Source organism: Duganella sp. CF458, from assembly GCF_900113115.1.
Taxonomy (GTDB): Bacteria; Pseudomonadota; Gammaproteobacteria; order Burkholderiales; family Burkholderiaceae_D; genus Rugamonas.
This window is the reverse complement of record NZ_FOOF01000010.1, coordinates 87,545-111,771: the sequence shown is the minus strand read 5'-3', so window position 1 is coordinate 111,771 and position 24,227 is coordinate 87,545. Positions and strand designations below refer to the sequence as shown.

The 24,227-nt window shown below is 62.1% G+C and carries 24 protein-coding genes; 20 read left to right on the top strand and 4 right to left on the bottom strand.

The features are described from left to right. The first annotated feature begins 10 nt into the window (after positions 1–10). The 9 genes from BM269_RS16650 (at position 11) to BM269_RS16610 (ending at position 9,345) form a co-directional block, all read left to right on the top strand. Positions 11–703 carry a phosphoribosylanthranilate isomerase gene (locus BM269_RS16650; RefSeq protein WP_090439039.1) on the top strand — a complete coding sequence of 231 codons (693 nt, stop codon included), beginning with the start codon at positions 11–13 and terminating at the stop codon, positions 701–703. Beyond that, positions 687–1,928: a tryptophan synthase subunit beta gene (gene trpB / locus BM269_RS16645; protein WP_090439036.1), complete on the top strand. Its 1,242-nt coding sequence runs from the start codon at positions 687–689 to the stop codon at positions 1,926–1,928. Before BM269_RS16650 ends, trpB begins: the two co-directional genes overlap by 17 nt. Positions 1,929–2,007: 79 nt before the next feature. Next, positions 2,008–2,811: a tryptophan synthase subunit alpha gene (gene trpA, locus BM269_RS16640; RefSeq protein ID WP_090439033.1), complete on the top strand. Its 804-nt coding sequence runs from the start codon at positions 2,008–2,010 to the stop codon at positions 2,809–2,811. 89 nt (positions 2,812–2,900) lie between these two features. After that, positions 2,901–3,773 (top strand): acetyl-CoA carboxylase, carboxyltransferase subunit beta, encoded by an 873-nt coding sequence (accD, locus tag BM269_RS16635; protein ID WP_090439030.1) that lies wholly within the window; start codon positions 2,901–2,903, stop codon positions 3,771–3,773. 78 nt (positions 3,774–3,851) lie between these two features. Further along, positions 3,852–5,141 carry a bifunctional tetrahydrofolate synthase/dihydrofolate synthase gene (gene folC / locus BM269_RS16630; protein ID WP_090439027.1) on the top strand — a complete coding sequence of 430 codons (1,290 nt, stop codon included), beginning with the start codon at positions 3,852–3,854 and terminating at the stop codon, positions 5,139–5,141. A gap of 11 nt (positions 5,142–5,152) precedes the next feature. Next, complete coding sequence (locus tag BM269_RS16625) at positions 5,153–6,040, top strand: SPOR domain-containing protein (RefSeq protein ID WP_090439024.1); 888 nt, start codon at positions 5,153–5,155, stop codon at positions 6,038–6,040. A 24-nt stretch (positions 6,041–6,064) separates the two neighbouring features. Beyond that, entirely contained in the window at positions 6,065–6,553 is a 489-nt protein-coding gene (locus BM269_RS16620) for a CvpA family protein (RefSeq protein WP_090439021.1), read from the top strand. 39 nt (positions 6,554–6,592) lie between these two features. After that, positions 6,593–8,116 carry an amidophosphoribosyltransferase gene (gene purF / locus BM269_RS16615; protein WP_090439018.1) on the top strand — a complete coding sequence of 508 codons (1,524 nt, stop codon included), beginning with the start codon at positions 6,593–6,595 and terminating at the stop codon, positions 8,114–8,116. Beyond that, positions 8,116–9,345 carry a cystathionine gamma-synthase family protein gene (locus BM269_RS16610; RefSeq protein WP_090439016.1) on the top strand — a complete coding sequence of 410 codons (1,230 nt, stop codon included), beginning with the start codon at positions 8,116–8,118 and terminating at the stop codon, positions 9,343–9,345. Before purF ends, BM269_RS16610 begins: the two co-directional genes overlap by 1 nt. A gap of 123 nt (positions 9,346–9,468) precedes the next feature. Here BM269_RS16610 and BM269_RS16605 read toward each other — a convergent pair whose 3' ends face one another. The 3 genes from BM269_RS16605 to lexA all read right to left on the bottom strand — a co-directional run bounded on the left by BM269_RS16605 (position 9,469) and on the right by lexA (position 12,982). Then, on the bottom strand, positions 9,469–10,932 hold the full coding sequence (locus tag BM269_RS16605; protein ID WP_090439013.1) for a M61 metallopeptidase family protein: 1,464 nt from the start codon (positions 10,930–10,932) through the stop codon (positions 9,469–9,471). Positions 10,933–11,047: 115 nt separating this feature from the next. Continuing rightward, positions 11,048–12,085: an alpha/beta fold hydrolase gene (locus tag BM269_RS16600; protein WP_090439010.1), complete on the bottom strand. Its 1,038-nt coding sequence runs from the start codon at positions 12,083–12,085 to the stop codon at positions 11,048–11,050. 207 nt (positions 12,086–12,292) lie between these two features. Further along, positions 12,293–12,982, bottom strand: a complete 690-nt coding sequence (gene lexA, locus BM269_RS16595; protein WP_090439007.1) for a transcriptional repressor LexA — start codon at positions 12,980–12,982, stop codon at positions 12,293–12,295. Between the two features lie 131 nt (positions 12,983–13,113). Between lexA and BM269_RS16590 the strand changes: the two genes are divergently transcribed. After that, on the top strand, positions 13,114–13,581 hold the full coding sequence (locus tag BM269_RS16590) for a hypothetical protein (RefSeq protein ID WP_090439004.1): 468 nt from the start codon (positions 13,114–13,116) through the stop codon (positions 13,579–13,581). Here the strand turns inward: BM269_RS16590 and BM269_RS16585 are convergent. Beyond that, positions 13,555–14,568: a hypothetical protein gene (locus tag BM269_RS16585; RefSeq protein ID WP_170860399.1), complete on the bottom strand. Its 1,014-nt coding sequence runs from the start codon at positions 14,566–14,568 to the stop codon at positions 13,555–13,557. The genes BM269_RS16590 and BM269_RS16585 overlap by 27 nt on opposite strands. A gap of 186 nt (positions 14,569–14,754) precedes the next feature. Here BM269_RS16585 and rpsF point away from each other — a divergent pair, with 186 nt between their 5' ends. The 10 genes from rpsF (at position 14,755) to BM269_RS16535 (ending at position 24,222) form a co-directional block, all read left to right on the top strand. Further along, positions 14,755–15,135: a 30S ribosomal protein S6 gene (rpsF, locus tag BM269_RS16580; protein ID WP_090438998.1), complete on the top strand. Its 381-nt coding sequence runs from the start codon at positions 14,755–14,757 to the stop codon at positions 15,133–15,135. Positions 15,136–15,153: 18 nt separating this feature from the next. Next, entirely contained in the window at positions 15,154–15,447 is a 294-nt protein-coding gene (gene priB / locus BM269_RS16575; RefSeq protein ID WP_090438995.1) for a primosomal replication protein N, read from the top strand. A gap of 30 nt (positions 15,448–15,477) precedes the next feature. Continuing rightward, positions 15,478–15,768: a 30S ribosomal protein S18 gene (gene rpsR / locus BM269_RS16570; RefSeq protein WP_028104935.1), complete on the top strand. Its 291-nt coding sequence runs from the start codon at positions 15,478–15,480 to the stop codon at positions 15,766–15,768. A 34-nt stretch (positions 15,769–15,802) separates the two neighbouring features. After that, a complete protein-coding gene (rplI, locus tag BM269_RS16565) occupies positions 15,803–16,255 on the top strand; it encodes a 50S ribosomal protein L9 (RefSeq protein ID WP_090438992.1) in 453 nt (150 codons plus the stop codon). Positions 16,256–16,351: 96 nt separating this feature from the next. Further along, the gene (locus BM269_RS16560; RefSeq protein WP_057259720.1) at positions 16,352–17,743 is read left to right on the top strand and encodes a replicative DNA helicase; all 1,392 of its coding nucleotides are present in this window, start codon (positions 16,352–16,354) and stop codon (positions 17,741–17,743) included. 66 nt (positions 17,744–17,809) lie between these two features. After that, positions 17,810–18,436: a DUF47 domain-containing protein gene (locus BM269_RS16555; protein ID WP_090438989.1), complete on the top strand. Its 627-nt coding sequence runs from the start codon at positions 17,810–17,812 to the stop codon at positions 18,434–18,436. A 16-nt stretch (positions 18,437–18,452) separates the two neighbouring features. Continuing rightward, complete coding sequence (locus BM269_RS16550) at positions 18,453–19,463, top strand: inorganic phosphate transporter (RefSeq protein ID WP_090438987.1); 1,011 nt, start codon at positions 18,453–18,455, stop codon at positions 19,461–19,463. An 83-nt stretch (positions 19,464–19,546) separates the two neighbouring features. Further along, the gene (locus tag BM269_RS16545; RefSeq protein ID WP_090438984.1) at positions 19,547–20,107 is read left to right on the top strand and encodes a helix-turn-helix domain-containing protein; all 561 of its coding nucleotides are present in this window, start codon (positions 19,547–19,549) and stop codon (positions 20,105–20,107) included. Continuing rightward, positions 20,095–21,057, top strand: a complete 963-nt coding sequence (locus BM269_RS16540) for a GNAT family N-acetyltransferase (RefSeq protein ID WP_090438981.1) — start codon at positions 20,095–20,097, stop codon at positions 21,055–21,057. Before BM269_RS16545 ends, BM269_RS16540 begins: the two co-directional genes overlap by 13 nt. Positions 21,058–21,165: 108 nt before the next feature. Next, a complete protein-coding gene (locus tag BM269_RS16535) occupies positions 21,166–24,222 on the top strand; it encodes a heparinase II/III domain-containing protein (RefSeq protein ID WP_090438978.1) in 3,057 nt (1,018 codons plus the stop codon). Positions 24,223–24,227 lie beyond the last annotated feature (5 nt).

Genomic DNA, 24,227 nt, shown 5'->3' with positions numbered 1-24,227 from the left:
AATCCCACGTATGCCACGCACCCGCATCAAGATCTGCGGCCTGACCCGCGAAGAAGACGTCCAGGCCGCCGTGGCGGCCGGTGCCGATGCGGTGGGCTTTGTGTTTTACGACAAGAGCCCGCGCTATGTGACGCCGGCACGCGCCGCCGAACTGATTGCGTTGCTGCCGCCGTTCGTGACGCCGGTCGGCCTGTTCGTCAACCACACGGCGCAGCAGGTGGCGGCCACCGTGGCGCTGGCGCCGGTATCGCTTTTGCAATTCCATGGCGATGAAACAGCGCAGCAGTGCGCCGAGGCGGCGCGTGCTGCCGGCCGCGCCTTTGTGCGGGTTTTCCGCGTCAAACCCGACACAAGCGGCGCTGAACTGCTAGAATATGAGCAACTTTGCCGCGCATCCAGCAGCTTGTTCTCGGGCCTCCTGCTCGATACCTTCGTGGATGCATATGGCGGCGCAGGAAAGGTTTTCGATTGGTCTCTAATCCCAAAAGATCTCGCGCATCGGGCCGTTTTGAGTGGTGGCTTGAGCGTGCAAAATGTGACTGGCGCAGTGGCCAGCGTTCGCCCTTACGCGGTTGACGTCTCAAGTGGCGTCGAGCGCGCCAAGGGTATCAAAGATGCTCGCCTGATCGCGGACTTCATCCGCGGCGCGCGGGCGGCCGATGCCACCATTGAGAAAGACCCGCACCATGAAAACCCCGCTTGATGCGCCTCCAGCGCACCTGTTCCACGCCTCGTCTTACCACCTGCCGGACGCCACCGGCCATTTCGGCCCCTACGGCGGCTCCTTCGTTGCCGAAACCCTGAGCTACGCGCTGGCCGAGCTGCGCCAGGCCTATGACCGCTACAGCAAGGACGAACTGTTCCTCGAAGAGTTCCGCTATGAGCTGAAGCACTTCGTCGGCCGTCCTTCGCCTGTGTACCACGCCAAGCGCTGGTCCGGGCAACTGGGCGGCGCGCAAATCTTCTTCAAGCGCGAAGACCTGAACCACACCGGCGCGCACAAGATCAATAACGTGATCGGCCAGGCTTTGCTGGCCAAGCGCATGGGCAAGCCGCGCATCATCGCCGAAACCGGCGCCGGCCAGCACGGCGTTGCCACCGCCACCATCTGCGCGCGCTTCGGCCTGGAGTGCGTGGTCTACATGGGCAGCGAGGACGTGAAGCGCCAGGCGCAGAACGTGTACCGCATGAAGCTGCTGGGCGCGACCGTGGTGCCGGTGGAATCCGGCTCCAAGACCCTGAAGGATGCGCTGAACGAGGCGATGCGCGACTGGGTCACCAATATTGAAAACACTTTCTACATCATCGGCACCGTGGCGGGCCCGCATCCTTACCCGATGATGGTGCGCGACTTCCAGTCCGTGATCGGCGAGGAATGCCTGCAGCAGATGCCGGAAATGACCGGTCGCCAGCCCGATTATGTGGTGGCCTGCATCGGCGGCGGCTCCAATGCGATGGGTATTTTCTACCCGTACATCGACCAGGCTGCGACTGCGCTGGTGGGCGTGGAAGCGGCGGGCGAGGGGCTCGATACTGGCAAGCATGCCGCTTCGCTGACGGCCGGCTATCCCGGCGTCCTGCATGGCAACCGCACCTACCTGCTGCAGGATGAGGGCGGGCAGATCATCGAAACGCATTCGGTGTCGGCCGGCCTGGATTATCCGGGCGTGGGCCCTGAGCACTCCTACCTCAAGGATTCCGGCCGCGCGCAGTATGTGTCGATTACCGACGACGAGGCCCTGCAGGCTTTCCATGATTGCTGCCATATCGAGGGGATCATTCCCGCGCTGGAAAGCTCGCACGCGCTGGCCTATGCGGCCAAGCTGGCGGCAACCCTGCCGAAGGACAAGATCATCCTGGCCAACCTGTCGGGCCGCGGCGACAAGGACATGCACACCGTCGCCCAGCGCGCCGGCCTGCAGTTCTAACACCGGCCAGCGACCGCCGCGTACCAGTGCCTGACCCCGCGGGTCAGGCACTGCCTTACCGGTTTGAAAGGAAAAAAACATGACTCGTATCGCACAAACCTTCGCCGCCCTGAAAGCGCAAAACAAGAAAGCCCTGGTCACCTTCATCACCGCCGGCGACCCGCAACCCGGCAAGACCGTGGAACTGATGCATGCCCTGGTGGACGGCGGCGCCGACATCCTCGAACTGGGCATTCCATTCTCCGACCCGATGGCCGAAGGCCCGGTGATCCAGCGCGCCTGCGAGCGCGCACTCGCCAACGGCGTCGGCATCCGCGACTGCTTCGACTTCGTGCGCGAATTCCGCAAGACCAATAGCAGCACGCCGGTGGTGCTGATGGGCTATGCCAACCCGATCGAGCGCCTTGGCGCCGACGCCTACATCGACGCCAGCCGCGCCGCCGGTGCCGATGGCGCCATCGTGGTCGACTATCCGCCGGAAGAATGCGAGGAATTTGCCGCCAAGATGCGCGCGGCAGGGCAGGACCTGATTTTCCTGCTGGCCCCGACCTCGACCGAGGAGCGCGTCAAGCAAGTGGCGCGCGTCGGCAGCGGTTTCACTTACTATGTGTCGTTGAAAGGCGTCACCGGCGCCGGCCATATCGATACCGAAGACGTGGCGCGCCGGCTGGACATGATCCGCCGGCACGTGGAGTTGCCGCTCGGCGTCGGTTTCGGCATCCGCGACGGGGAAACCGCCCGTGCGGTGGCGGGCGTGGCCGATGCCGTGGTGATCGGCAGCCGCATCATCCAGGAAATCGAGGCGGCCGGCCCGGAAAACGCTGCAAAATCGGTACGATCGTTCGTTTCCGGCATTCGCCAGGCCCTCGACGAAAAGCGTTGAATTGAGAGCAATATTCTGCCTGTTTTGTTCGACAGGACAGGCAGAACCGGCTACACTTCCGGCCTAAGTTAGTGCAAGAGGAGAAATTTATGAGCTGGTTGGAAAAATTGCTGCCACCGCGCATCCAGCGCTCGGAAGCTGCCGCTCGCAAGACAATGCCTGAAGGCCTGTGGGTGAAATGCCCATCCTGCGAGGCAGTGCTGTACCGTACCGACCTCGAGTCGAACCTGCACGTCTGCCCCAAGTGCGACCACCACATGCGTATCCGCGCCCGCGAGCGCCTGGATGCACTGCTGGATGCCGGCGGCCGTTATGAAATCGGCCAGGAGACCCTGCCGGTCGACACGCTGAAGTTCAAGGACAGCAAGAAATACCCCGATCGCCTGAAGCAGGCGATGGAAGCCACCGGTGAAACCGACGCCCTGATCGCGATGGGCGGCTCGATCATGAGCCTGCCGGTGGTGGTGGCTTGCTTCGAATTCGAATTCATGGGCGGCTCCATGGGTTCCGTGGTTGGCGAACGTTTCGCCCGCGCGGCCCAGGTGGCGCTGGAACAGAAGGTACCGTTCATCTGCGTTACCGCCACCGGCGGCGCGCGCATGCAGGAAGGGCTGCTGTCGCTGATGCAGATGGCGAAAACCACCGCCATGCTGACCAAGCTGGCCGAGAAGAAGCTGCCGTTCATCTCCGTGCTGACCGACCCGACCATGGGCGGCGTGTCCGCATCGTTCGCCTTCATGGGCGACGTGGTGATGGCCGAGCCGAAAGCACTGATCGGCTTTGCCGGCCCGCGCGTGATCGAAAACACCGTGCGTGAAAAGCTGCCGGAAGGCTTCCAGCGTTCCGAGTTCCTGCTGACCAAGGGCGCGATTGACATGATCGTGGACCGCCGCCAGATGCGCGAAGAAATCGCACGCCTGCTGGCGCTGATGCAGAACCAGGCCGCGGAAGTGCTGGCCTAAGCTTTACGTCGAGTTCTAAGTATTACCGGCGCGCGCAGCCTCCTGCGCTGCGCGCCCAAAAATCCCTCCCTGGCGACAATGTCCAATCTCCCGAATACCCTCCCTGAATGGCTTGCGCTGATCGAGTCGCGCCACGCCGAAACCGTTATCAATATGGGCCTGGACCGCGTGCGCGCAGTCAAGGAACGCATGGCGCTGGCATTCAAGTGCCCGGTCATCATGGTGGCCGGCACCAATGGCAAGGGCTCGACCTGCGCCATGCTGGAATCGATCCTGCTGCAGGGCGGCTACCGCGTCGGCCTGTACATCAAGCCGCACTTCCTCCACTTCAACGAGCGTGCGCGCCTGAACGGCGACATGGCCAGCGACGAACAGCTGGTGCAGAGCTTCAATGCCGTGGAGCGGGCGCGCGGCGATATTTCGCTGACCTATTTCGAGTTCACCACGCTGGCCATCATGCACCTGATGTCGCAAGCGATGCTCGATGTGGTGATCCTGGAAGTAGGCCTGGGCGGGCGTCTCGATGCGGTCAACGTGATCGACGCCGACGTGTCGATCGTGACCAGCGTCGATATCGACCATGTCGATTACCTGGGCGGCACGCGTGAGCAGATCGGATTCGAAAAAGCCGGCATTTTCCGTACCGGCAAAGTGGCCATTTGCAGCGACCCGGTCGCGCCACAGGCGCTGATCGACCATGCCACGGAAATCGGCGCCGACCTGTGGCTGATGGGGCGCGACTTCAACTACGCGGGCGACAAGCAACAGTGGAATTACGGTGGTCGTTCGCAGCGCCGCAATTCGCTGGCGTATCCCGGCCTGCGCGGCGCCAACCAGTTGCTGAACGCCTGCGCGGCGCTGGCGGCACTGGAGGCGCTGAAGATGGAACTGCCGGTGGGCGCGCAGGAAGTGCGTACCGGCCTGGTGATGGTGGAGCTGCCGGGCCGCTTCCAGGTGCTGCCTGGGCGTCCGAGCGTGATCTACGACGTGGCGCACAACCCGCACGCGGCTGCGGCGCTGGCGCAGAATGTCGGCAATATGGGCTTCAGCCCCTACACCTTCGCGGTGTTCGGATCCATGCACGATAAGGATATCGACGGCGTGATCAAGGCCATGGCGCCATGCGTCGACCACTGGTGTCTTAGCAATCTGCCATCGCCGCGTGCCGCCACCGCGTCCGAGCTGGCCGCCAAAGTGCAGGCAATTGAAGCAAACATGGGCGAAAAAACCGCTAATATTTTCGATGACCCAGGCCAGGCATTCGCAAATGCAATGAGCCGGGCGGGCGAGAATGATAGAATTGTGGTCTTTGGATCATTCCTGACCGTCGCCGGCGTCATGGCGGCGAAAAAATCCTCACTCCACTGAGAAAATTCCGCATGGGCTTGTTATCGAAATTTGGCAAAGACAAGCAAGATGCTGCTGGTGAAGACAGCGGCTACTACCGCGCACAGGACGACAGGGCCCTGGACGAGAAGGCCCGTTCCAAGCGCGCATCCAGCGCTGGCGCCGACGCGGTGCCGCGCCGCAATAGCGGCAAAAATACTCAAGACCCAGTACTGCCGGAGAAAAAGCGCGCCCGCCGCCGCCTGGTCGGCGCCATCGCGCTGGCGCTGGCTGTCGCCATCGGCTTGCCGATGCTGCTCGACTCCGAGCCGAAATCGTCGGTGTCCGATATCGCCATCAGCATGCCGTCCAAGGACAAGCCGGGCGAACCGCTGAATGGCGGTCCTGCGGTGGCGCCGGCGCCAGCGTCGCGCAACGTGGCCCCGGTCGCTGCGGCCGGCGCATCGCTGGACAAGGGCGAAGAGATTGTCCATGTGCCGAACAAACCGGCCGTGACCGAACCTGCCAAGCCGCCCAAAGCGGCCGAACCGAAAGCGACCGAGCCGAAAGTCGCCAAGGCCGAGGTGAAGCATCCCGAACCGAAGCCTGAACCCAAGAAACCGGAACCCAAGCCGGAAGCCAAGCCTGCCCATACCGACGATGCGCGCGCCATGGCCATCCTGGAAGGCAAGCCGGCCGAGGCAGCGCCTGCGACCAAGTACGTGATCAAGGTCGGCGCCTTCGCCGCGAAAGAAAAAGTGGACGAGCTGCAGCGCAAGCTGAGCGAAGCCGGCATCAAGTCTTATGCGCAGAAGGTCAACACCGCCAACGGCGAATTGACCAGCGTGCGGGTCGGCCCCTTCCCGAACAAGGAAGAAGCCGAAAAGGCCAAGGCCAAGCTGGGCAAACTGGGCCTGAGCGGCAGCCTTACCCCGGCCTGACGGACGATTTGAGGCTGCGCTGACGTGACGATTTTCGATTACCTGGTTATTTTCGTGCTGATCGCATCCATCGTCATCAGTACCATGCGCGGCCTGGTCAAAGAAGTGTTGTCGCTGGCCGGCTGGATCGTCGCCTTCGTCGTCGCCAACGCTTACGGCCCATGGCTGGCCCCTATGCTGCCGGAAGCCCTGCCGGGCGAGGTGGTGCGCCTGATCGTTGCCTTCATTGCACTGTTTATCGGCGTGCTCATTCTCATGGCCTTGCTGACCATGGCAATCAATGCGTTGATCGAGGCGGGCGGCCTGTCGTTCGCCGACCGCGGCCTGGGAGCCCTGTTCGGGTTCGGCCGCGGCATTGTGATTGTGCTGGTTGGCGTCATATTGTGCGGGATGACCACGATGCCCAGGCAGGAATTCTGGAAGAACGCGCTGTTGAGTCCCGTGGCGGAATCCGGCGCGCGTACCGTGAAACCATTCCTGCCCGCCGCGATGGCGCAGCATGTCCATTTTTAGAATTCTTTAAATCCGCAGCACCAAGTTTAGGAGCACACCATGTGTGGCATCGTCGGCGTCGTATCCCACCAACCAGTCAACCAGATGTTGTATGACGCGCTGCTGCTGTTGCAGCATCGCGGCCAGGATGCTGCAGGCATCGCAACCAACCAAAGCAACACCTTCTCCATGCACAAGGCCAATGGCCTGGTGCGCGACGTGTTCCGCACCCGAAACATGCGTTCGCTGAACGGCAACTCCGGTATCGGCCACTGCCGCTACCCGACCGCCGGCTCTTCCAGCGAAGAGGAAGCACAGCCGTTCTACGTCAACGCGCCGTTCGGCATCACCCTGGCGCACAACGGCAACCTGACCAACTGGGAACAGCTCAAGGACGAGATGTTCAAGATCGACCGCCGCCACATCAACACCGACTCCGACTCGGAAGTGTTGCTGAACGTGCTGGCGCACGAGATCCAGAAGGCATCCACCGGCGTGACGCTGTCGCCGGCCAATATCTTCCAGGCGGTGACGGTGCTGATCAAGCGCGTGCGCGGCGGCTATGCCGCTGTGGCGCAGGTCGCCGGCAGCGGCATGCTGGCCTTCCGTGACCCGAACGGCATCCGTCCGCTGTGCCTGGGCATCAATGATGGCCCGGAAGGCCCTGAATACATGATCGCCTCGGAATCGGTGGCGCTGGAAGGCATGGGCTTCCGCTTCGTGCGCGACGTGCTGCCGGGCGAAGCGATCTTCATCGACATGGACAACAAGCTGCACGCGCAAATCTGCGCCGATGCGCCGAAACTGAATCCATGCGTGTTCGAATACGTGTACCTGGCGCGTCCTGATTCTGTGATCGACGGCGCATCCGTATACAACACCCGCCTGAAGATGGGCGAATACCTGGCCGACAAGATCAAGCGCGAAGGCCTGGCCGAAGGCATCGACGTCGTGATGCCTATCCCCGACTCCTCGCGTCCCGCCGCAATCCAGCTGGCGATGCGCCTGGGCGTGGACTACCGCGAAGGCTTCATCAAGAACCGCTACATCGGCCGCACCTTCATCATGCCGGGCCAGGCGATGCGCAAGAAATCGGTGCGCCAGAAGCTGAACGCCATCGGCGACGAATTCAAGGACAAGGTCGTGCTGCTGGTGGACGACTCCATCGTGCGCGGCACCACCTCCCGAGAAATCGTGCAGATGGCACGCGAAGCCGGTGCCAGGAAAGTGATCTTCGCCTCCGCCGCGCCGCCGGTGCTGTACCCGAACGTGTATGGCATCGACATGCCGACCCGCGACGAGCTGATCGCCCACGGCCGCACGGTGCAGGAAATTTGCGAAGAGATCACCGCCGACGCGCTGGTCTACCAGGACCTGGAAGACCTGAAGAAGTCCATCGCCGACGTGAACCCTGCGCTGACCGAGTTCGAAGCATCCTGCTTCGACGGCAAGTACATCACCGGCGACGTATCGGCCGAGTACCTGGACCGCATCGAACAGGCGCGCCACAACCCGACCAAGGCCAAGGTCGCGGAAGACGCGGCGCGCACGCAGCTGAACCTGAATACCGCATCGGAATCCTGATGAAGAACTACGGCTTCACGACCACCATCCTGCACAACGACCGCCAGAAAGGCATCGAGCACGGCTCGCTGCACAAGCCGATCCACACCTCGGTCACGTTCGGCTATGCCGACGCGCGCCAGCTGGCGTCGGTTTTCCAGGGCAAGGAGCCGGGCTTCCGCTACGGCCGCCAGGGCAACCCGACGGTTGCCGCGCTGGAGGACAAGGTCAGCAAGATGGAGCAGGGCGTCGGCACGATCTGCTTTGCCACGGGCATGGGCGCCATCGGCGCCGTGTTCCAGGCCTTGCTGCGTGCCGGCGACCATGTCGTGTCGTCGTCTTTCCTGTTCGGCAATACCAACTCGCTGTGGCAGACCGTGGCGGGGCAGGGCGTGGGCGTGGACTTTGTCGACGCCACCGAGGTGGCCAATGTGGCTGCGGCGCTCAAGCCTGAAACGCGCATGGTGTTCGTGGAAACGATCGCCAACCCGCGCACCCAGATCGCCGATCTGAAACGCATCGGCGAACTGTGCGCAGAGCACGGCATCCTGTACATCGTCGATAACACGATGACCTCGCCATACCTGTTCCGCCCCAAGGACGTGGGCGCGGGCCTGGTGGTGAACGCGCTGACCAAATCGATTGGCGGCCATGGCAATGCGCTGGGCGGCGCGCTGACCGATACCGGCGCTTACGACTGGACCAGGTTCCCGAATATCTTCGAGAACTACAAGAAGAACCCGGCGCTGCAATGGGGCCTGGTGCAGATCCGCGCCAAGGCGCTGCGCGATTTCGGCGCCTCGCTGGCGCCGGAAGCCGCGCACCATATCGCCGTTGGCGCGGAAACGCTGGCGTTGCGCATGGACCGTGCTTCGACCAACGCGCGCGCGCTGGCCGAGATGCTGGAAGCCGACGAGCGCGTGGCGGCGGTGTATTACCCTGGCCTGAAGTCGCATCCACAGCATGGCATCGCCGCGGAATTGTTCAAGGACTTCGGCTCGTTGCTGAGCTTTGAGCTGAAGGACGGCAGCGACTGTTTCGACTACCTGAACAAGTTGAAGCTGGCCATCCCGACCTCCAACCTGGGCGACACGCGCACCCTGGTGATTCCGGTGTCGCACACCATCTTCTACGAAATGGGCCCGGAGCGCCGCGCCTCGATGGGCATCGCCGACAGCCTGATCCGCGTCTCCGTCGGCATCGAAGACACTGCCGACCTGATCGCCGACTTCAAGAACGCCTTGGATTGATACGCATCAGCCCGTGTCCCACCATGGGGTCACACCCGTTTCGGGACACGGGCTCGACCGATGCACGGCTGAACTCGTGTCCCATTTCGGGTGTGACCCCAAGGTGGGACACGGGCTCGTCCATTAGTAGGAAACGCCGAAGATGGCGGTGAAGCGGGCTTTCTGTTCCGGCGTGGCCGTTGGATCGCGCAGCAGGTAGGTTTCCAGCATGCCGAACTGTTCGAGGCGCAGGCCGATGTCCTTGAACAGCGGGCCGAGGTCAGGTGCTTTGCTGGTGGCGACGATGTTGTTCAGCAAAGGGTCGAGGTCGACGCCGCTGATGGCCTTGCCGATGCGGACGATGTCGGCCTGCTCGTAGGTCTTGCCCTGGTGGCCGAATTCCTTGTACATCGCGTTCAGCAGCGTGTCGAGGCTGACCTTGCCCTGGCTGGCTTTGCGCAGCTCCACGTCCATCGCCAGGCCGGCAATCGTGCCGCCGCCGTAGACCAGCAGCCAGTTGCGGTGCTTGTCCTTGACGGCCTCGCGCACGGTGACGGTCAGGCCTTGCACATTGCGCGCGACGTTCTGGCCGCGCGCCAGGTTTTCCAGCTGCTGGATCAGCATGCTGCGGTCCATCAGCTTGTTGCGCGCCATGGTGACGACTGTGACGTAGTCGTTCACGCCCTCCTTGAACCATTCCTCGCTCTCGTGCTTCGGCACCAGCGAGTGGCCGTCCCAGAAGTGGGCCAGTTCGTGCGCCATCACCTTGCCCCAGATCGGGCGCGATACTTCGCTGCCGTCGTCTTTCAGGTATTGGCTGAAGGAGCCGGCAAACGCGCCGCCGTCGCCCGAATCGCCCTGGTTGATGACGATCAGGAAGCGGTCGGCGACCGGGCCGCGGCCGTACAGCTTCTGGTAGCTGTTCATCTGCTTGTCGATCATGGAGATGAAGGCGTCGCGGCGCTTCCAGTATTGCTTGCCCATCACCAGCGTCATTTCAACGCCGCCGGCTTTGAAAGTTTCCGCCCGCGCCGTGCCGAAGAAGAGGGCGTTGTTCACCAGCTCGCGGCGCGAATCGACGACGAAGGTCGCCGGTTTGGCGGCGCTGCGCCAGGGGGTGTTGGCTTTCCAGCCGGTCGGCAGGTCGAAGCTCACTTCGGTTTGCCCCAGCATCTTCACGCCGGGGACGATAAACAGCGGGTAGCCCACCGACATCAGGCCTTCGTCGGTGTGATAGGACACTTCCTCGTTCCCGCCCGGCCATTGGTACTTGTCGTGCTCCAGGCGGATATCGTAGGACAGGCGCAGGCGGCGGTCGCCGTCCACCTCGTACTCGCCTTCGCCCTTGTCGGTGAGTGCGACGGAGCCGCCGGCCATGTCGTGCACGGCGAGCTTCTCGATCAGGTCGGCTTGGCCGTTCTTCAACTGCGGGATCGGCATGCAATTGAACAGCACCAGTTCGCGCCCCTCGACCCAGACGTCGGCTTCGACGTGGGCGCGTTTGGCATCCTTGTCGATGCTGAGACGGTAGTGGTTGGCCTGGTTATCGAAGGCGAACGCGGATTGCGCTGCCAGCATCGCGGCTGCAATGCACAATGGCTTGAACATCTAATCTCCCCGGTAGTGGTGTGTTTTTTGTGACTGTTTGTGACTGTAAGTCAGCGCGGCCACCCGGGGAGCGTGGCAGCGACGAACTGCAGGATTGGCGGCATAGGCTGCTGCCTTAACGTAGCGCTTTTTCCACAACAGCCTTCATGGCGGGCATGGCGCAACGCAGGGCGGCATGGCCGCAGTCGGTGTCGAGTACCGTGGCTTCTTCCTTGCGCAGCTTGGCGAAGGCGATTGCCGGCGCAGGATTGACCACGTGGTCTTGCGCTGCATTGATCGGCACCAGGCGGGCTTTGATGCGGGGTGCCGTTTCTTCCAGCTTGCCGCCCTGGGCGATATCGTGGCCCAGCACTGCGCGGATCTGCCACAGGGAGTTGTTGGCGTCGGTAGCGTCCGGATCGGAGACCAGGCTCTCACGGAAGAATTTTTCGAAGTCCTTCGGCGCAGTGCGTGCGCTGCGGTGCGCGGGACTGTCGAAGTTCATGGCGAACAGCAGGTTGTACATCGGCAGCGGCGGATTCCTGGCATAGCGCCCGCCCGCATAGGCCGGCTCGTCGAGCACCGACTTTTCCACGATGCGCAGGAACAGCATGTCGGAGGATGTGAGGCGCGGAGTGCCGGCGATCGGGATCGCGACGTCCATGAAGCCCGGGTAGCTGGCCGCCCACTGGAAGGCTTGCATGCCGCCCATCGAATAGCCCATGACTGCGTGCACATGCTTGATACCCAGCTTTTCCGTCAGCAGCTTGTGCTGGCTGGCGACCATGTCGCGTACCGAGAATTGCGGGAAGGCTGGGCCTGGCTGGGCCTTGCTGTTGGACGGGGAGCAGGACACGCCGTTGCCCAGGGCATCGACCACGATCACGTACCATGGCGCGGGATCGAACAAGGCACCGCTTTGCAGCATGCCTGCCGCATCGCGGCTGGTCCCCGTGTGCCATGTCGTGAACAGGATGACATTGGATTTGTCCGCATTCATGGTGCCGAAAGTGCGGTAGCCGATCGAGCAATCGCTGATGGTGGCTTTGTTTTCAAGCTGCAGCTCGCCCATGTCGGCGAATTGCTGTTGCGGGGCTGCGGCGTAGGCTGCGGAAACGGCGGAAGCGGACAGTGCGAATGTGCACAGGATCGAGCTGATACGGCGGACGTGCATGTGATCTCCTCTTGTTTTTTTCGATGCAAGAAGGATAACGCGGGCGGGCCATGCCGTGGCACTCAAGTGCGACAGACTGCAGGAATCGGGGAGCAGGCTGGCTTAAAACGGCACAACACCGGGCCGCCGCAGGGATGGCGCAGAGGGCGCCCCCTGGCCGCACCTTGACGGCACGGCCCGATTCGGCACCGCCAAACAGCTTGAACCTCAGTGCCAGGTTCGCATCAGGCCGACGGCCAGGCCTTCCAGGGCGAAGTCGTCTTCTGGATTGACGGTGATGACCTTGAAGTCCGGATTTTCCGGCAGCAGTTCGATCTTGCTGCCGGTCTTGCGGTAGGTCTTGACCGTGACGTCGTTGCCGATACGGGCCACAACGACCTGGCCGTTGCGGGCGCTATCGGTCTTTTTCACTGCAAGCAGGTCGCCGTCCATAATGCCGATGTCGCGCATCGATTCGCCGCGCACTTTCAGCAGGAAATCCGGTTTGGCCGAGAACAGCTTGGGGTCGACACTGTAGGTGGTTTCCAGGTTCTCCTGTGCCAGGATCGGCGAGCCGGCGGCCACGCGGCCGATCAGGGGCAGCGAGACCAGCATGCCGGCAGGTACGGCTGGCATGTCGTCGAACTCGACTTTGGAACGCGCGGCCGGACGTGGAGTTGGCGTGCCCGTCGAGGCGCCGCCGAAGTTGCCGGTCAGGCGGATGCCGCGCGAGGTGCCGGCGGTGATTTCAATGGCGCCCTTGCGTTGCAGGGCTTTCAGGTGTTCTTCCGCGGCGTTGGCCGATTTGAAGCCAAGCTCCGCCGCGATCTCGGCGCGCGTGGGGGGGAAGCCGGTGTTGTCGATCGCATCCTTGATCAGGTTGAGGATCTGTTCTTGTCGTGCTGTGAGCTTGATCATGGCGCTAAGGTGGACTGTGAATATAGACAGTCTGTATTTTTGTACAGTGTGGAACGAATTGCAAGCAAATTTGTTGCAAGGGCAGAAAATATTCGGCTTAATGTCGATTCGATAACCCTTTGGAGGGCCGGATGGGACGATATGCTTTCTTGCTGGCGGCGGGGATTTCATTGTTCGGTGCCATGATCCATTTCGCGGCGCCTTGGCTGGGGCCGGAGTGGTATGCCTTCCTGCAGGCGCCGCCCAAGGTAGTGGCTTCGGCCCAGGCGGGCGGTTTGCTTGCACCGGCAGGCGCGCTGGGGATCGGGCTGCTGATGTTGGTGTGCGCGGCCTATGCGCTGGCAGGGGCGGGGCTGCTGCGTTGGCTGCCTTTTGCGCAAATGGTGCAGGGGACCATCGCTGCCATCTGCTTGCTGCGTGGTTTGCTTGTGTTGCCCTACCTGTACAAGTTTCCCGAGCGCGTCTGGACCTTCGATGTGCTCGCTTCACTGATCTGGTTTGCGGCCGGTCTGGGCTTTCTGGTGGGCATATTGCGCTCGGTGCGCAAGCAGCCAGGGGTGGCCGCCAATTCCTCAGGGGCGCAAGCCGGCAGCGCTTAGCGCCCCCTCCAGCGAACCGGCGTCGAGTAGCGCGATGGCCAGGCGTTCCAGTTGGCCCGCGTCCGCCCGCTCCAGTGTGCGCAGCAGCTTCGGCGATAGCTTGCCAAACTGGACTTCAAGCTGGAGTTTGAGCGTTTGTCGCTGGCCCCGGGCCTCGCCCCGGGCTATGCCGCGTGCCTCACCGCGTGCCTCACCGCGCGCCTCGCCGATGGCCTGGCCCCTTGCCTCGCCCAAGGCGGCGCCCTCGGCAGCGGCCTGCTTTTTGCATCGCTGGAGGATCAGTTCGGGGATAAGGTAGTTCAGGCTGTTCTTGTCCTCTTTCTCGTGATCCAGGATAAATTCTTCGAGTTCCATAGCCAATCTCCTTTGCCATTCGGTGGGTAGCGGCATCAACCAGTCTATGATCGCCTGCAGTGCATTAAGTTCCCGGCATTTGCCGCGATGGGCGTGCAAGGACTGGAGCAGGCGGAGTTTTGCCTGGCATCGCCATTCTGCTCGACGGCGCGTCGCAAGGCCAAGCAAATGCGCCGCCAGCGCCAGGTCAACTGGCTTCCGGCTGGTAAGCAGACTGTCCACCTGCGGGCGGAAATCCAGCAACTTGGCGATCTGGAACTGAAACGTGGTGCCGTAGCCACCCTGCAGGTCGGTGGCGAAGTCCGGGCGCCAAGCTGGGCCGACGTCGCCAAGGATTGCCAGGCTGATGACTGGAATGCCAAAACGGTCGCGCAGTCGGGCATGGTACAACGCCATACGGTCCGCGAACCCTGCCTGGCGGGTAGCTTGGACTTCTACATGGAGGCAGGCCTTGCTTGCGTCTCGCAGCGCCACCAGTGCGGTGAAATCGACTGCGCGTTCGCCGGTGCGGCTATCGGCGGTGGTCGGCGGGAGGTTGTTGTCAGGGAGATAATATCCTGTCGGCCAATCGATCAAGTCGTGGACCTCCGGGAACAGCCGGGCCAGTACCTCCGGCAAGCGGTGCTTCAGCAACAGCCTCCATGCCAGGTCAGGGCGGTCCATGCCTTAGCATGCCAGCGCCCCGGGCTGGCGGCCTTGCGCGCCATCAGTAATCCTTGAGCCAGCCGGCAAAGTCTGCTATGCTTGCGGGCTTACCTCTTCCCACACCCGTCTTGACGCCGGGGTGGGCTATATTCACAGTCCTTAAGGGAGTTATTAATGCGTCACTACGAAATCGTATTTATCGTCCATCCGGACCAGAGCGAGCAAGTGCCCGCGATGATCGAACGTTACAAGACCAGCGTGACCTCGCGCGGCGGTAACGTGCACCGTGTTGAAGATTGGGGCCGCCGTCAAATGGCTTACTCGATCCAGAAACTGGCCAAGGCACACTACATCTGCCTGAACATCGAGTGCGACAACGAGACCCTGGTCGAGCTGGAAACTGCATTCAAATTCAATGATGCCGTGCTGCGTCACCTGACCGTCAAGATGAAGAAAGCGGAAACCGCTCCTTCCCCAATGATGAAGTCGGTCCAGCGTGAAGACGCGGCCAAGAGCCATCGCGCCGAAGCCCCAGCAGCCCCTGCAGCGGCCTAATTCCTGACAGGAGACGGTCTGTACAACCAGCTCCGGGTTACCGCCCTGATCGCCGAACGGGATGACATTCGTTACACCCCGGCCGGCCTGCCGATTGTGAATGCAAGCTTGCAGCACAGTTCGCAGCAGACAGAGGCGGGCATTGCCCGACTGACCGAGTTTGAGATCCCTGCCGTTGCGGCGGGCGAGTTGTCAAAACGCTTCAGTCAGGCGCCCCTTGGCGGCTTGTACGAGTTCACCGGTTTCCTGGCCAAGAAGAACCGCAATAGCAGAACCCTGGTGTTTCACATCATTGATTTTCGTGCTGTTTAAGCAGCGCACATTTAAATACAGGAGCCTAAAATGGCATTCGGTAAAAAGTTCGACAAAAACAAGCTCAAGCTGAAAGAAAAGCGTAAGCAACAAAACCCACTGTTCAAGCGCAAGAAGTTCTGCCGCTTCACCGCAGCTCACGTTGAGCAAGTGGACTACAAAGACGTAGACACCCTGAAAGATTTCGTCCAGGAAAACGGCAAGATCATGCCAGCACGCCTGACCGGTACCAAGGCGCACTACCAGCGTCAAGTTGACACCGCGATCAAGCGCGCCCGCTACCTGGCCCTGCTGCCATACACCGATCTGCACCACGCTTAATTAGCGGCTCAGATCTAAGTACCTGGAGAAAACTATGCAAATCATCCTGCTGGAAAAAGTTATCAACGTCGGCAACCTGGGCGACGTGGTGAAAGTGAAAGACGGCTACGCCCGTAACTTCCTGATCCCTCAGAAACTGGCACGCCGCGCTACCGCTGCTGCTGTTGCTGAATTCGAAGCCAAGCGCGCTGAACTGGAAAAAGCTGCTGCCGCCAAGCTGGCTGCTGCCCAAGCCCAAGGCGAGAAGCTGAACGGCATGACCGTGACCGTATCGCAGAAAGCCGGCGTTGACGGCCGTCTGTTCGGTTCCGTGACCAACTTCGACATCGCTGAAGCCCTGACCAAAGCTGGCTTCGCAGTGGAAAAGTCCGCTGTGCGCCTGCCAACCGGTCCCCTGAAGACCACCGGCGAGTTCCCAGTGGCTGTTGCCCTGCACACCGATGTGGTGGCAGAAGTGACCGTTGCCGTGGTTGGCGAAGCTGCTTAATCAGCGTCGCAAATACCGCAAAAAAGCCGGGTTCGCCCGGCTTTTTTTATTTTCAGGGATTATTCCCGGCTGGCCGAAGCAGGTATAATGCGCGCCATGAACGCCGCACCCCAGTCCGACCCACAAGTCGATTCCCTCCGCATCCCGCCGCACTCGATCGAGGCAGAGCAATCTGTCATCGGTGGTTTGTTGCGCGACAACGCGGCGTGGGACCGTATTGCGGACTTCATGAATGCGGAAGACTTCTACCGCTACGACCACCGCATCATCTTCGAGCAGATGGTGCGCCTGATTAACTCGGGCAAGCCGGCCGACGTGGTGACCGTGTTCGAGGCGCTCAGCATGCTGGGCAAGGCGGAGGAGGTGGGCGGCATGGCTTACCTGAACGCCATGGCGCAGAACACCCCATCGGCCGCCAATATCCGCCGTTATGCGGAAATCGTGCGCGACCGTGGCGTGCTGCGCAAGCTGATTACCGTGGCCGACGAAGTGTCGGGCAATGCCTTCAGCCCGCAAGGCAAGGATGTAAAGCAGATCCTGGACGAGGCGGAAGCGAAGATTTTCGCCATCGCCGAAGCCGGCTCGCGCGGCGCCGCCGGCTGGTTGCCGGTGCAGCCGCTGCTGACCCAGGTGGTGGAGCGCATCGACGAACTGTATTCGCGCGATTCCGGCTCCGAAATCACCGGCGTGCCGACCGGCTGGACCGACCTGGACAAGATGACCTCCGGCCTGCAGCCGGGCGACATGGTGGTGGTGGCGGGGCGCCCGTCGATGGGCAAGACGGCGTTCTCCATGAACATCGCCGAAAACGTGGCGGTGGAGGCGGGCCTGCCGGTGGCCGTGTTCTCGATGGAGATGGGCGGCGTGCAGCTGGCCATGCGTATGCTGGGTTCGGTCGGCCTGCTGGACCAGCATCGCCTGCGTACCGGTAAGCTGATCGACGAGGATTGGCCGCGCCTGACGCACGCCATCCAGAAAATGAATGAAGCCCAGGTCTACATCGACGAGACCCCGGCACTGAACCCGATCGAGATGCGCGCCCGGGCGCGCCGCCTGGCCCGCCAATGCGGTAAGCTGGGCCTGATCGTGGTCGACTACCTGCAGCTGATGCAGGGCAGCCAGCCGGGCGATAACCGCTCGGCCGAGATTTCCGAGATCTCGCGTTCCCTGAAGGGCCTGGCCAAGGAGCTGCATTGCCCCGTGATTGCACTGTCCCAGCTGAACCGATCGCTGGAACAACGTCCCAACAAACGTCCCGTCATGTCCGACCTGCGCGAATCCGGCGCTATCGAGCAGGACGCGGACGTGATCATTTTCCTGTATCGCGACGAAGTCTATAACCCCGACTCGCCGGATAAAGGCACCGCCGAGATCATTATCGGCAAGCAGCGTAACGGTCCAATTGGCGCTATTCGCCTGACCTGGATCGGTGCGTACACCAAGTTTGGCAACTACACCGGTAACCTGTCGATCTACCAAGGCGACTGATTACCAGGCGGGCCACGCTGGGTGGCTTTGCTGCAGTACCGACGAATCAACCAACGGAGAACAAAAATGTTTGGACGCTTGATGCCCACGGAGGGCAAATTCTTTGACATGTTTAACCAGCATGCCGAACTTTGCGTGAAGGGCGCCAAAGAAATGCTGGGCCTGATGGCCAACTTCGACGACCTGGAAAACCGTGTCCACGCCATCGAAAGCATCGAAAAACAGGCCGACAAGATCACTTACCAGGCTGTGGACCTGCTGCACAAGACCTTCATCACTCCGCTGGACCGCGATGACATCCACAAGCTGATCACCCGCATGGACGACATCCTGGACCTGATGGAAGACGCGGCCCAGACCGTGTCGCTGTACGACCTGCACTCGGTGACCCCGGAAGCCAAGCGCCTGGCCGAACTGGTGCTGGCCTGCTGCGAAAAGGTGAAGGATGCCGTGGCCCTGCTGTCGAACATGGACAACGCCTCCAAGATCGTCGGCATCTGCGAAGAAATCGACCGCCTGGAATCGGACGCCGACCACGTGATGCGCGCCGCCATGTCCAAACTGTTCCGCGACGAACCGGACGTGCGCAACCTGATCAAGATGAAGGCGATCTACGAGATCCTGGAAACCGTCACCGACCGCTGCGAAGATGTTGCCAACATCATCGAAGGCATCATCGTCGAAAACGCATAATTAAAAAGATCATTTCATGAGCAACCTCGAAATTAGCATCTGGGCGCTGGGGGCACTGATCTTCCTCGCACTGGTGTTCGACTTCATGAACGGCTTCCACGATGCCGCGAATGCGATCGCCACGGTGGTGTCCACCGGCGTGCTGAAACCGCAAACCGCCGTGATGATGGCTGCCTTCTTCAACTTCATCGCGATCTTCGTGGTCGGCCTGAAGGTGGCGACCACCATCGGCAAGGGGACCATCGAGCCCTCGGTGATCGACCATTACGTGATCTTCGGGGCGCTGGTCGGGGCCATTGTCTGGAACGTGATCACCTGGTACTACGGCATTCCGTCTTCCTCCTCGCACGCCCTGATCGGCGGCCTGGTGGGCGCGGCGGTTGCCAAGTCGGGTACCGGCGCGCTGATCTCCGGCGGCTTGATCAAGACCGTGACCTTCATCGTGGTGGCGCCGCTGCTGGGCTTCTTCCTCGGTTCGGTGATCATGCTGATCGTATCCTGGGTATTCGTGAAATCGACGCCGCGCAAGGTTGACGGCTGGTTCCGCCGCCTGCAGCTGGCATCGGCCGCGGGCTACTCGCTCGGCCACGGCGGTAACGACGCGCAGAAGACCATGGGCATCATCTGGATGCTGCTGATCGCCTCCGGCCACGTGGCTTCGAGCGATGCCGCGCCACCGGTGTGGGTGATCGTGGCCTGCTACGGCGCGATTTCGTTCGGCACGCTGTTCGGCGGCTGGCGCATCGTCAAGACCATGGGCCAGAAGATCACCAAGCTGAAACCGGTGGGCGGCTTCTGCGCCGAAACCGGCGGTGCGATCACCCTGCTGATGGCGTCCTTCTGGGGCGTACCGGTCTCCACCACCCATACCATCACCGGCGCGATCGTCGGCGTGGGTTCGGCACAGAAGATGTCTGCCGTGCGCTGGGGTGTGGCGGGCAATATCGTGTGGGCGTGGATCTTTACCATTCCTGCTTCCGCGTTTGTAGCGGCGGTGGCTTGGTGGTTCGGCAGGCACATCATGTAACGGCGCAGGCGCCTGCGAAGAACCCGGCCGCGGCCGGGTTTTTTTTGTGGCCATCATCTCAAAAATGGGATATATTCCCATTTATGGGAAATTCGTTCGAAGACCGCCTGGTGCGGCGCCTGGCATCCTTGCGCGAAGCGCGCACGCTGTCGCTGGAAGAACTGGCCACGCAGAGCGGGATCAGCCGTGCCACCTTGTCGCGCCTGGAGCGCGGTGAAACCAGTCCGACGGCGGAAATGCTGGGCAAGCTGTGCGCGGTGTATGGCATGCCGATGTCGCGCCTGATCGCCGAAGCGGAGCAGGCGCCGGTGCAATTGATCCGCCGCCAGGAGCAGGCCGAATGGCGCGATCCGGCCACCGGCTTTGTGCGCCGCATGGTGTCGCCGCCGGCGCGCGGCTTCAAGGCGGAAATGATCGAAGGACGCTTGCCGCCAGGCGCCATGATCGATTACGCGCAGCCGCCGCTGCGCGGCCTGGAGCAGCATATGTGGATGCTGTCCGGCGTGCTGGATTACACCATCGACGGCAGCGTGCACCGGTTGCAGCCCGGCGATTGCCTGCGCTTCCAGCTGCACGGTGCGACGCGCTTTTCCTGTCCCGGCCCGGATGCGGCCCATTACCTGATTGCGATATGCGAACCATAGAAGAACTGGATGGCGCCGGCCTGCTGGCGCATGCCGATCAATTGGCCGACGTGCTGCACGCCTGCGTGCTGGCTGGCGCCAGCGTCGGCTTCGAGCTGCCATGCCCGCGTGAGGAAGCGCGTGCGTTCTGGCTCGGCCTGCAAGGCGCGCTGGCGCGCGGCGAGCGCCGCCTGTTCATCGTGCGCGGCGCAGCGGGGCAGGTCGACGGCACCCTGCAACTGGTGCTGGCCGGCATGCCGAACGGGCGGCATCGCGCTGAACTGTCGAAAATGCTGGTGCACCCGCGGGCGCGCCGCCAAGGGCTGGCGCAGGCGCTGGTGCGACATGCCGAAGCGACGGCGCGCATGCTGGGCCGCACGCTGATTGTGCTCGACACTTGCAGCGGCGAGCCGGCGGAAGGCATGTACCTGAAGCTTGGCTATGCGCGCTGCGGCGAAATTCCGCAATTTGCCACCATGCCGGACGGCCGCCCTGGTGCGACGACCTTCATGTACAAGCTGCTGCCGTGCGTGGCCGCCGCCGACCCGTGCGAGCCCGATGCGGTGGCGCTGATGGCGGAGCTCGATGCCGCGCTGCAGGCAATCACCGGCGACAGTGGGCGCTCGGGATTCAGCGCGGAGGATACGCACGGCGAGGCGGGCCGCTTTGCCGTGGCGCGCGATGCGCAGGGCAAGGCGCTGGGCTGCGGTGCGTTACGGCCGGTGGGCGACAGCGTGGCCGAGATCAAGCGCATGTACGCGCGGCCCGGCAGCAAAGGCATCGGCAGCGCCGTGCTGGCGTGGCTGGAGGGGGAAGCACGCCGGATCGGCTATCGTGCGCTACGGCTGGAAACGCGCCTGGCCAACAGGCGCGCCGTGCAGTTTTACCTGGCGCACGGCTACCGGCGCACCGACAATTTCGGACGCTACGCCGGCAACCCGGCGGCGGCCTGCTTCGAGAAAACGCTCTAAGCGGCAGGCGGCAACCGGCCAGGCACGCGCACGCTTGATTGCGCTTATTGTTTTTGCAATTAATTTTGATAATATCGCGCTTCCTAAAATTTGACGGGGAGCAATAAATTGAAGATCCGTTTTATCGCCATGCTGGCCGCCACAGCATGTGCGGCATCCGCTAGCGCCCAGGTATTGCCGACATCAATCCGCAGCAGCCATCCATACATCCTCGGCCATCAGGAGGACTTCGACCGCCTCAAGGCCCAAATCCCGCTCGCCCCCGCCAACTTCCCTTACCAAGGTGGCGTCCTCAGCTTCACGTTCACGCCGCGGACGACGGCGCCGAATTCGCTCCTGGAATCGCCAATCTTTAGCGATTTCGCTGCCAGTTCGAACCGCTTGTTCATCCGGCGGCTTGAGAAGTATGGCCCAGGCGCTGCGACACTTCAGATCGGCCTGGTCAGCAGATCCTACCCCGGCTGGATTGCCGTGGCCGCCCCCACCGTCCCGCTCGATGTGCCGACAAGAATTGAGGTGCGTTGGGATGCCGCGAAACGCTCCGTCCAGTACCGCATCGGTGACGCCTCCTACGTTGCCATGGCCTGGAAGACGGATGGCAACGGCAACCGCGTAGCATGGCAACCGGACGACCAGGACCTGGCGTTCACCGGCCGTGTGGGCGAAACCATCGAGCAGATCAAAGTCACCGACCTGAACGGCAACGTTATCGTCGAACGCGGCACGGTCGAGGATCGCGACATCCATACCGCGTGGGCCGCCTTCACCTCCTACACGGACCGGCTGGCCGGGATCCTGTTGCAATGCCCGACGCTTGAAGCGCCGCCCAGCACGCCTGAGGCGTGCAACGTCGGCACCGGACACCGGGCCCATATTGCGCAACACGCACGCGACCTGGCGCTCGGATACCGCATGACGGGCAGTCCGTATTACAAGGCGGCAGCCATCAACTACCTGGACAAGCTGTTCAAGGTGGCGCCGGTGACGCTTGGAACCGAATGGAGCATGGGCGGAAGGGTGAGCGCTCTCGGCGTCATGTATGACTGGATGTATGACGACCTGGTGGATACGCCCGTGCCAGGCGACCCCGAAGGCCTCAGTTACACGCAGAAGATTGCGCGCACCATCAAATCGACTGTGGCCGGGCGCTCGGCCAAGCAGTCGGAGGATTTGAACACATTGATCTGCGGCTACCAGGCGGTGACCAATACCGGCAGCGTGTTCGATTGCGCACGCAAGCCGATGTTTGAAAACTGGAACCGCTTTACGCCCGGCTCGGTCCCGACAATCGCGCCGTACTACATTAGCGGCCACCATGCCAGCGCCGTCGGCAACACCACGCTGGGCTTGCTCGCCATCGCGAACGAGCACCCGGAAGTGGTGCCGATGATCGAGACCGCGTATGCGCACTTCGAGAAAGGTTTCATGAAAGCGCGCTCACGGATCGCGATCGATGGCGGCTATCCGATCGGCTATGCCTATGGTGCCTCCAGCAACCAGTTCGGCGAACGGCTGCTGCTGTGGCGCAAAGCGATGGAATTGCCGGTCGGGGCAGGGTATTTCAGCAATGATTGGACAAGCAAGCTGATCTATCCTTTGATCTATGGGCTGCGGGCGAATAACACCTTCCCGGCACTCGGCGACAATTTCAGCTTCGACGTCAAGAATGCCTTGGTGGGCGAGCTGGCATTGCATGCCGCCGTCGAGAAGCAGGATATGCATGCCCTGGCGTTCTACCAGCAGGTGGTACGGCCGGCGCGCGGCACGAAAAGCCGCGACGAGATTTATGATCGCCTGTTTTATCCGGCCGCCGGTATGCCGGGCGAGTTGAACGAGCTGGAAAAAGCACGCCACTTCCGCCAAGCGGGCCAAGTGCTGATGCGCGACAGCTGGGATTTTTCAAATGCCACTTTGCTCGAATTCAAGTCAAGCAGCTTCATTTCGCAGAACCACCAGCACCTGGACCAGAACAGCATTTCCTTGAGCTACAAGAAGCCGCTGCTGTTGGATAGCGGTTTGTATGAGAACTATAACAGTTCGCACTTCAACAACTATTACACGCGGACGATTGCGCACAACAGCATCGTCGTCTTTGATCCGCGCGAACGCTTCATGCTCGGCACCAAGGAGGTCAGCAACGATGGTGGCCAATGGTTCAAGTCGCAGAATGGCGTGCAAATCACCTACCCCACGATCGAGGAGATCCAGCCGGGAGCAGTCAACCATCTCGATGGCATCACACGATTTGAAAACACGGAAAAGTACACATACGCGGTCGGCAACGCCAGCAAGGCCTATGCCCCATCGAAGCTGGACCAATCGCAAGGCTTTGTGCGCCATGTACTGTTCCTGCGCGGCGACCCGACCCGCAAGCCGGTGGGCATTGTGTTCGACCGGGTGCAGACCATCGACAAGCTGGGCGCGACCTTCCTGCTGCATAGCGCCAATGTCCCGGCAGTCAACGCGTCGACCAGTTTCAAGCATGGCGGGCGTTTTGAAGCTGCCGCACAAACCGGCGAAGATCGCCGCATCACCATCCGCAACGGCGAAGGGATGGTGACGGTGCAGACCTTGCTGCCGGCCGAAGCGGATCTGGCGTATGTGGGCGGCCAGGGTCAAGGCTACAGCTGCCCCCAGAGCAATCCGGTCGGAAGCAATGCGCAGGACTGCCGTTTCATGGTGCGGGAGCGCCAGGCGGACAATGACTATGTGTGGCGCAATTTCACGGCCGAGCCGAGCAACCAGCAACTGAACCTCGAAGATGTGGGATCCTACCGTGTCGAGATCTCGACGCCGGCCGGCAAGTTGGGCAGCGGACCGCAGCATTTCCTGCACGTGATGAGCGTCGGCGACAACGATGGGCGCAGCGACGTCACCGTGCTGGACACGGCGAAGCGGCTCGACAGCGAAGCCAACACCGCCGCTTTGCTGCTCAATGGCCAGGCCGTGATTGCGTTCAATCGGGACAACGCCCCGGCAAGCAGCCTGCAATGGCAGACCATGGCGGCACCCAAGGTGCTGATTGCGGCGGGTTTGATCCCGGGTGCGAAGTACCGGCTGGACCGCTTCGGCACCCTGGGCGATTCTTACCGCCTGGTGCAAACCACGGAAGCGCTTGGCAACCTGCGCAGTTCGCCGCAGGGCTTGATCGCCATCGGCTACTAAGCGGT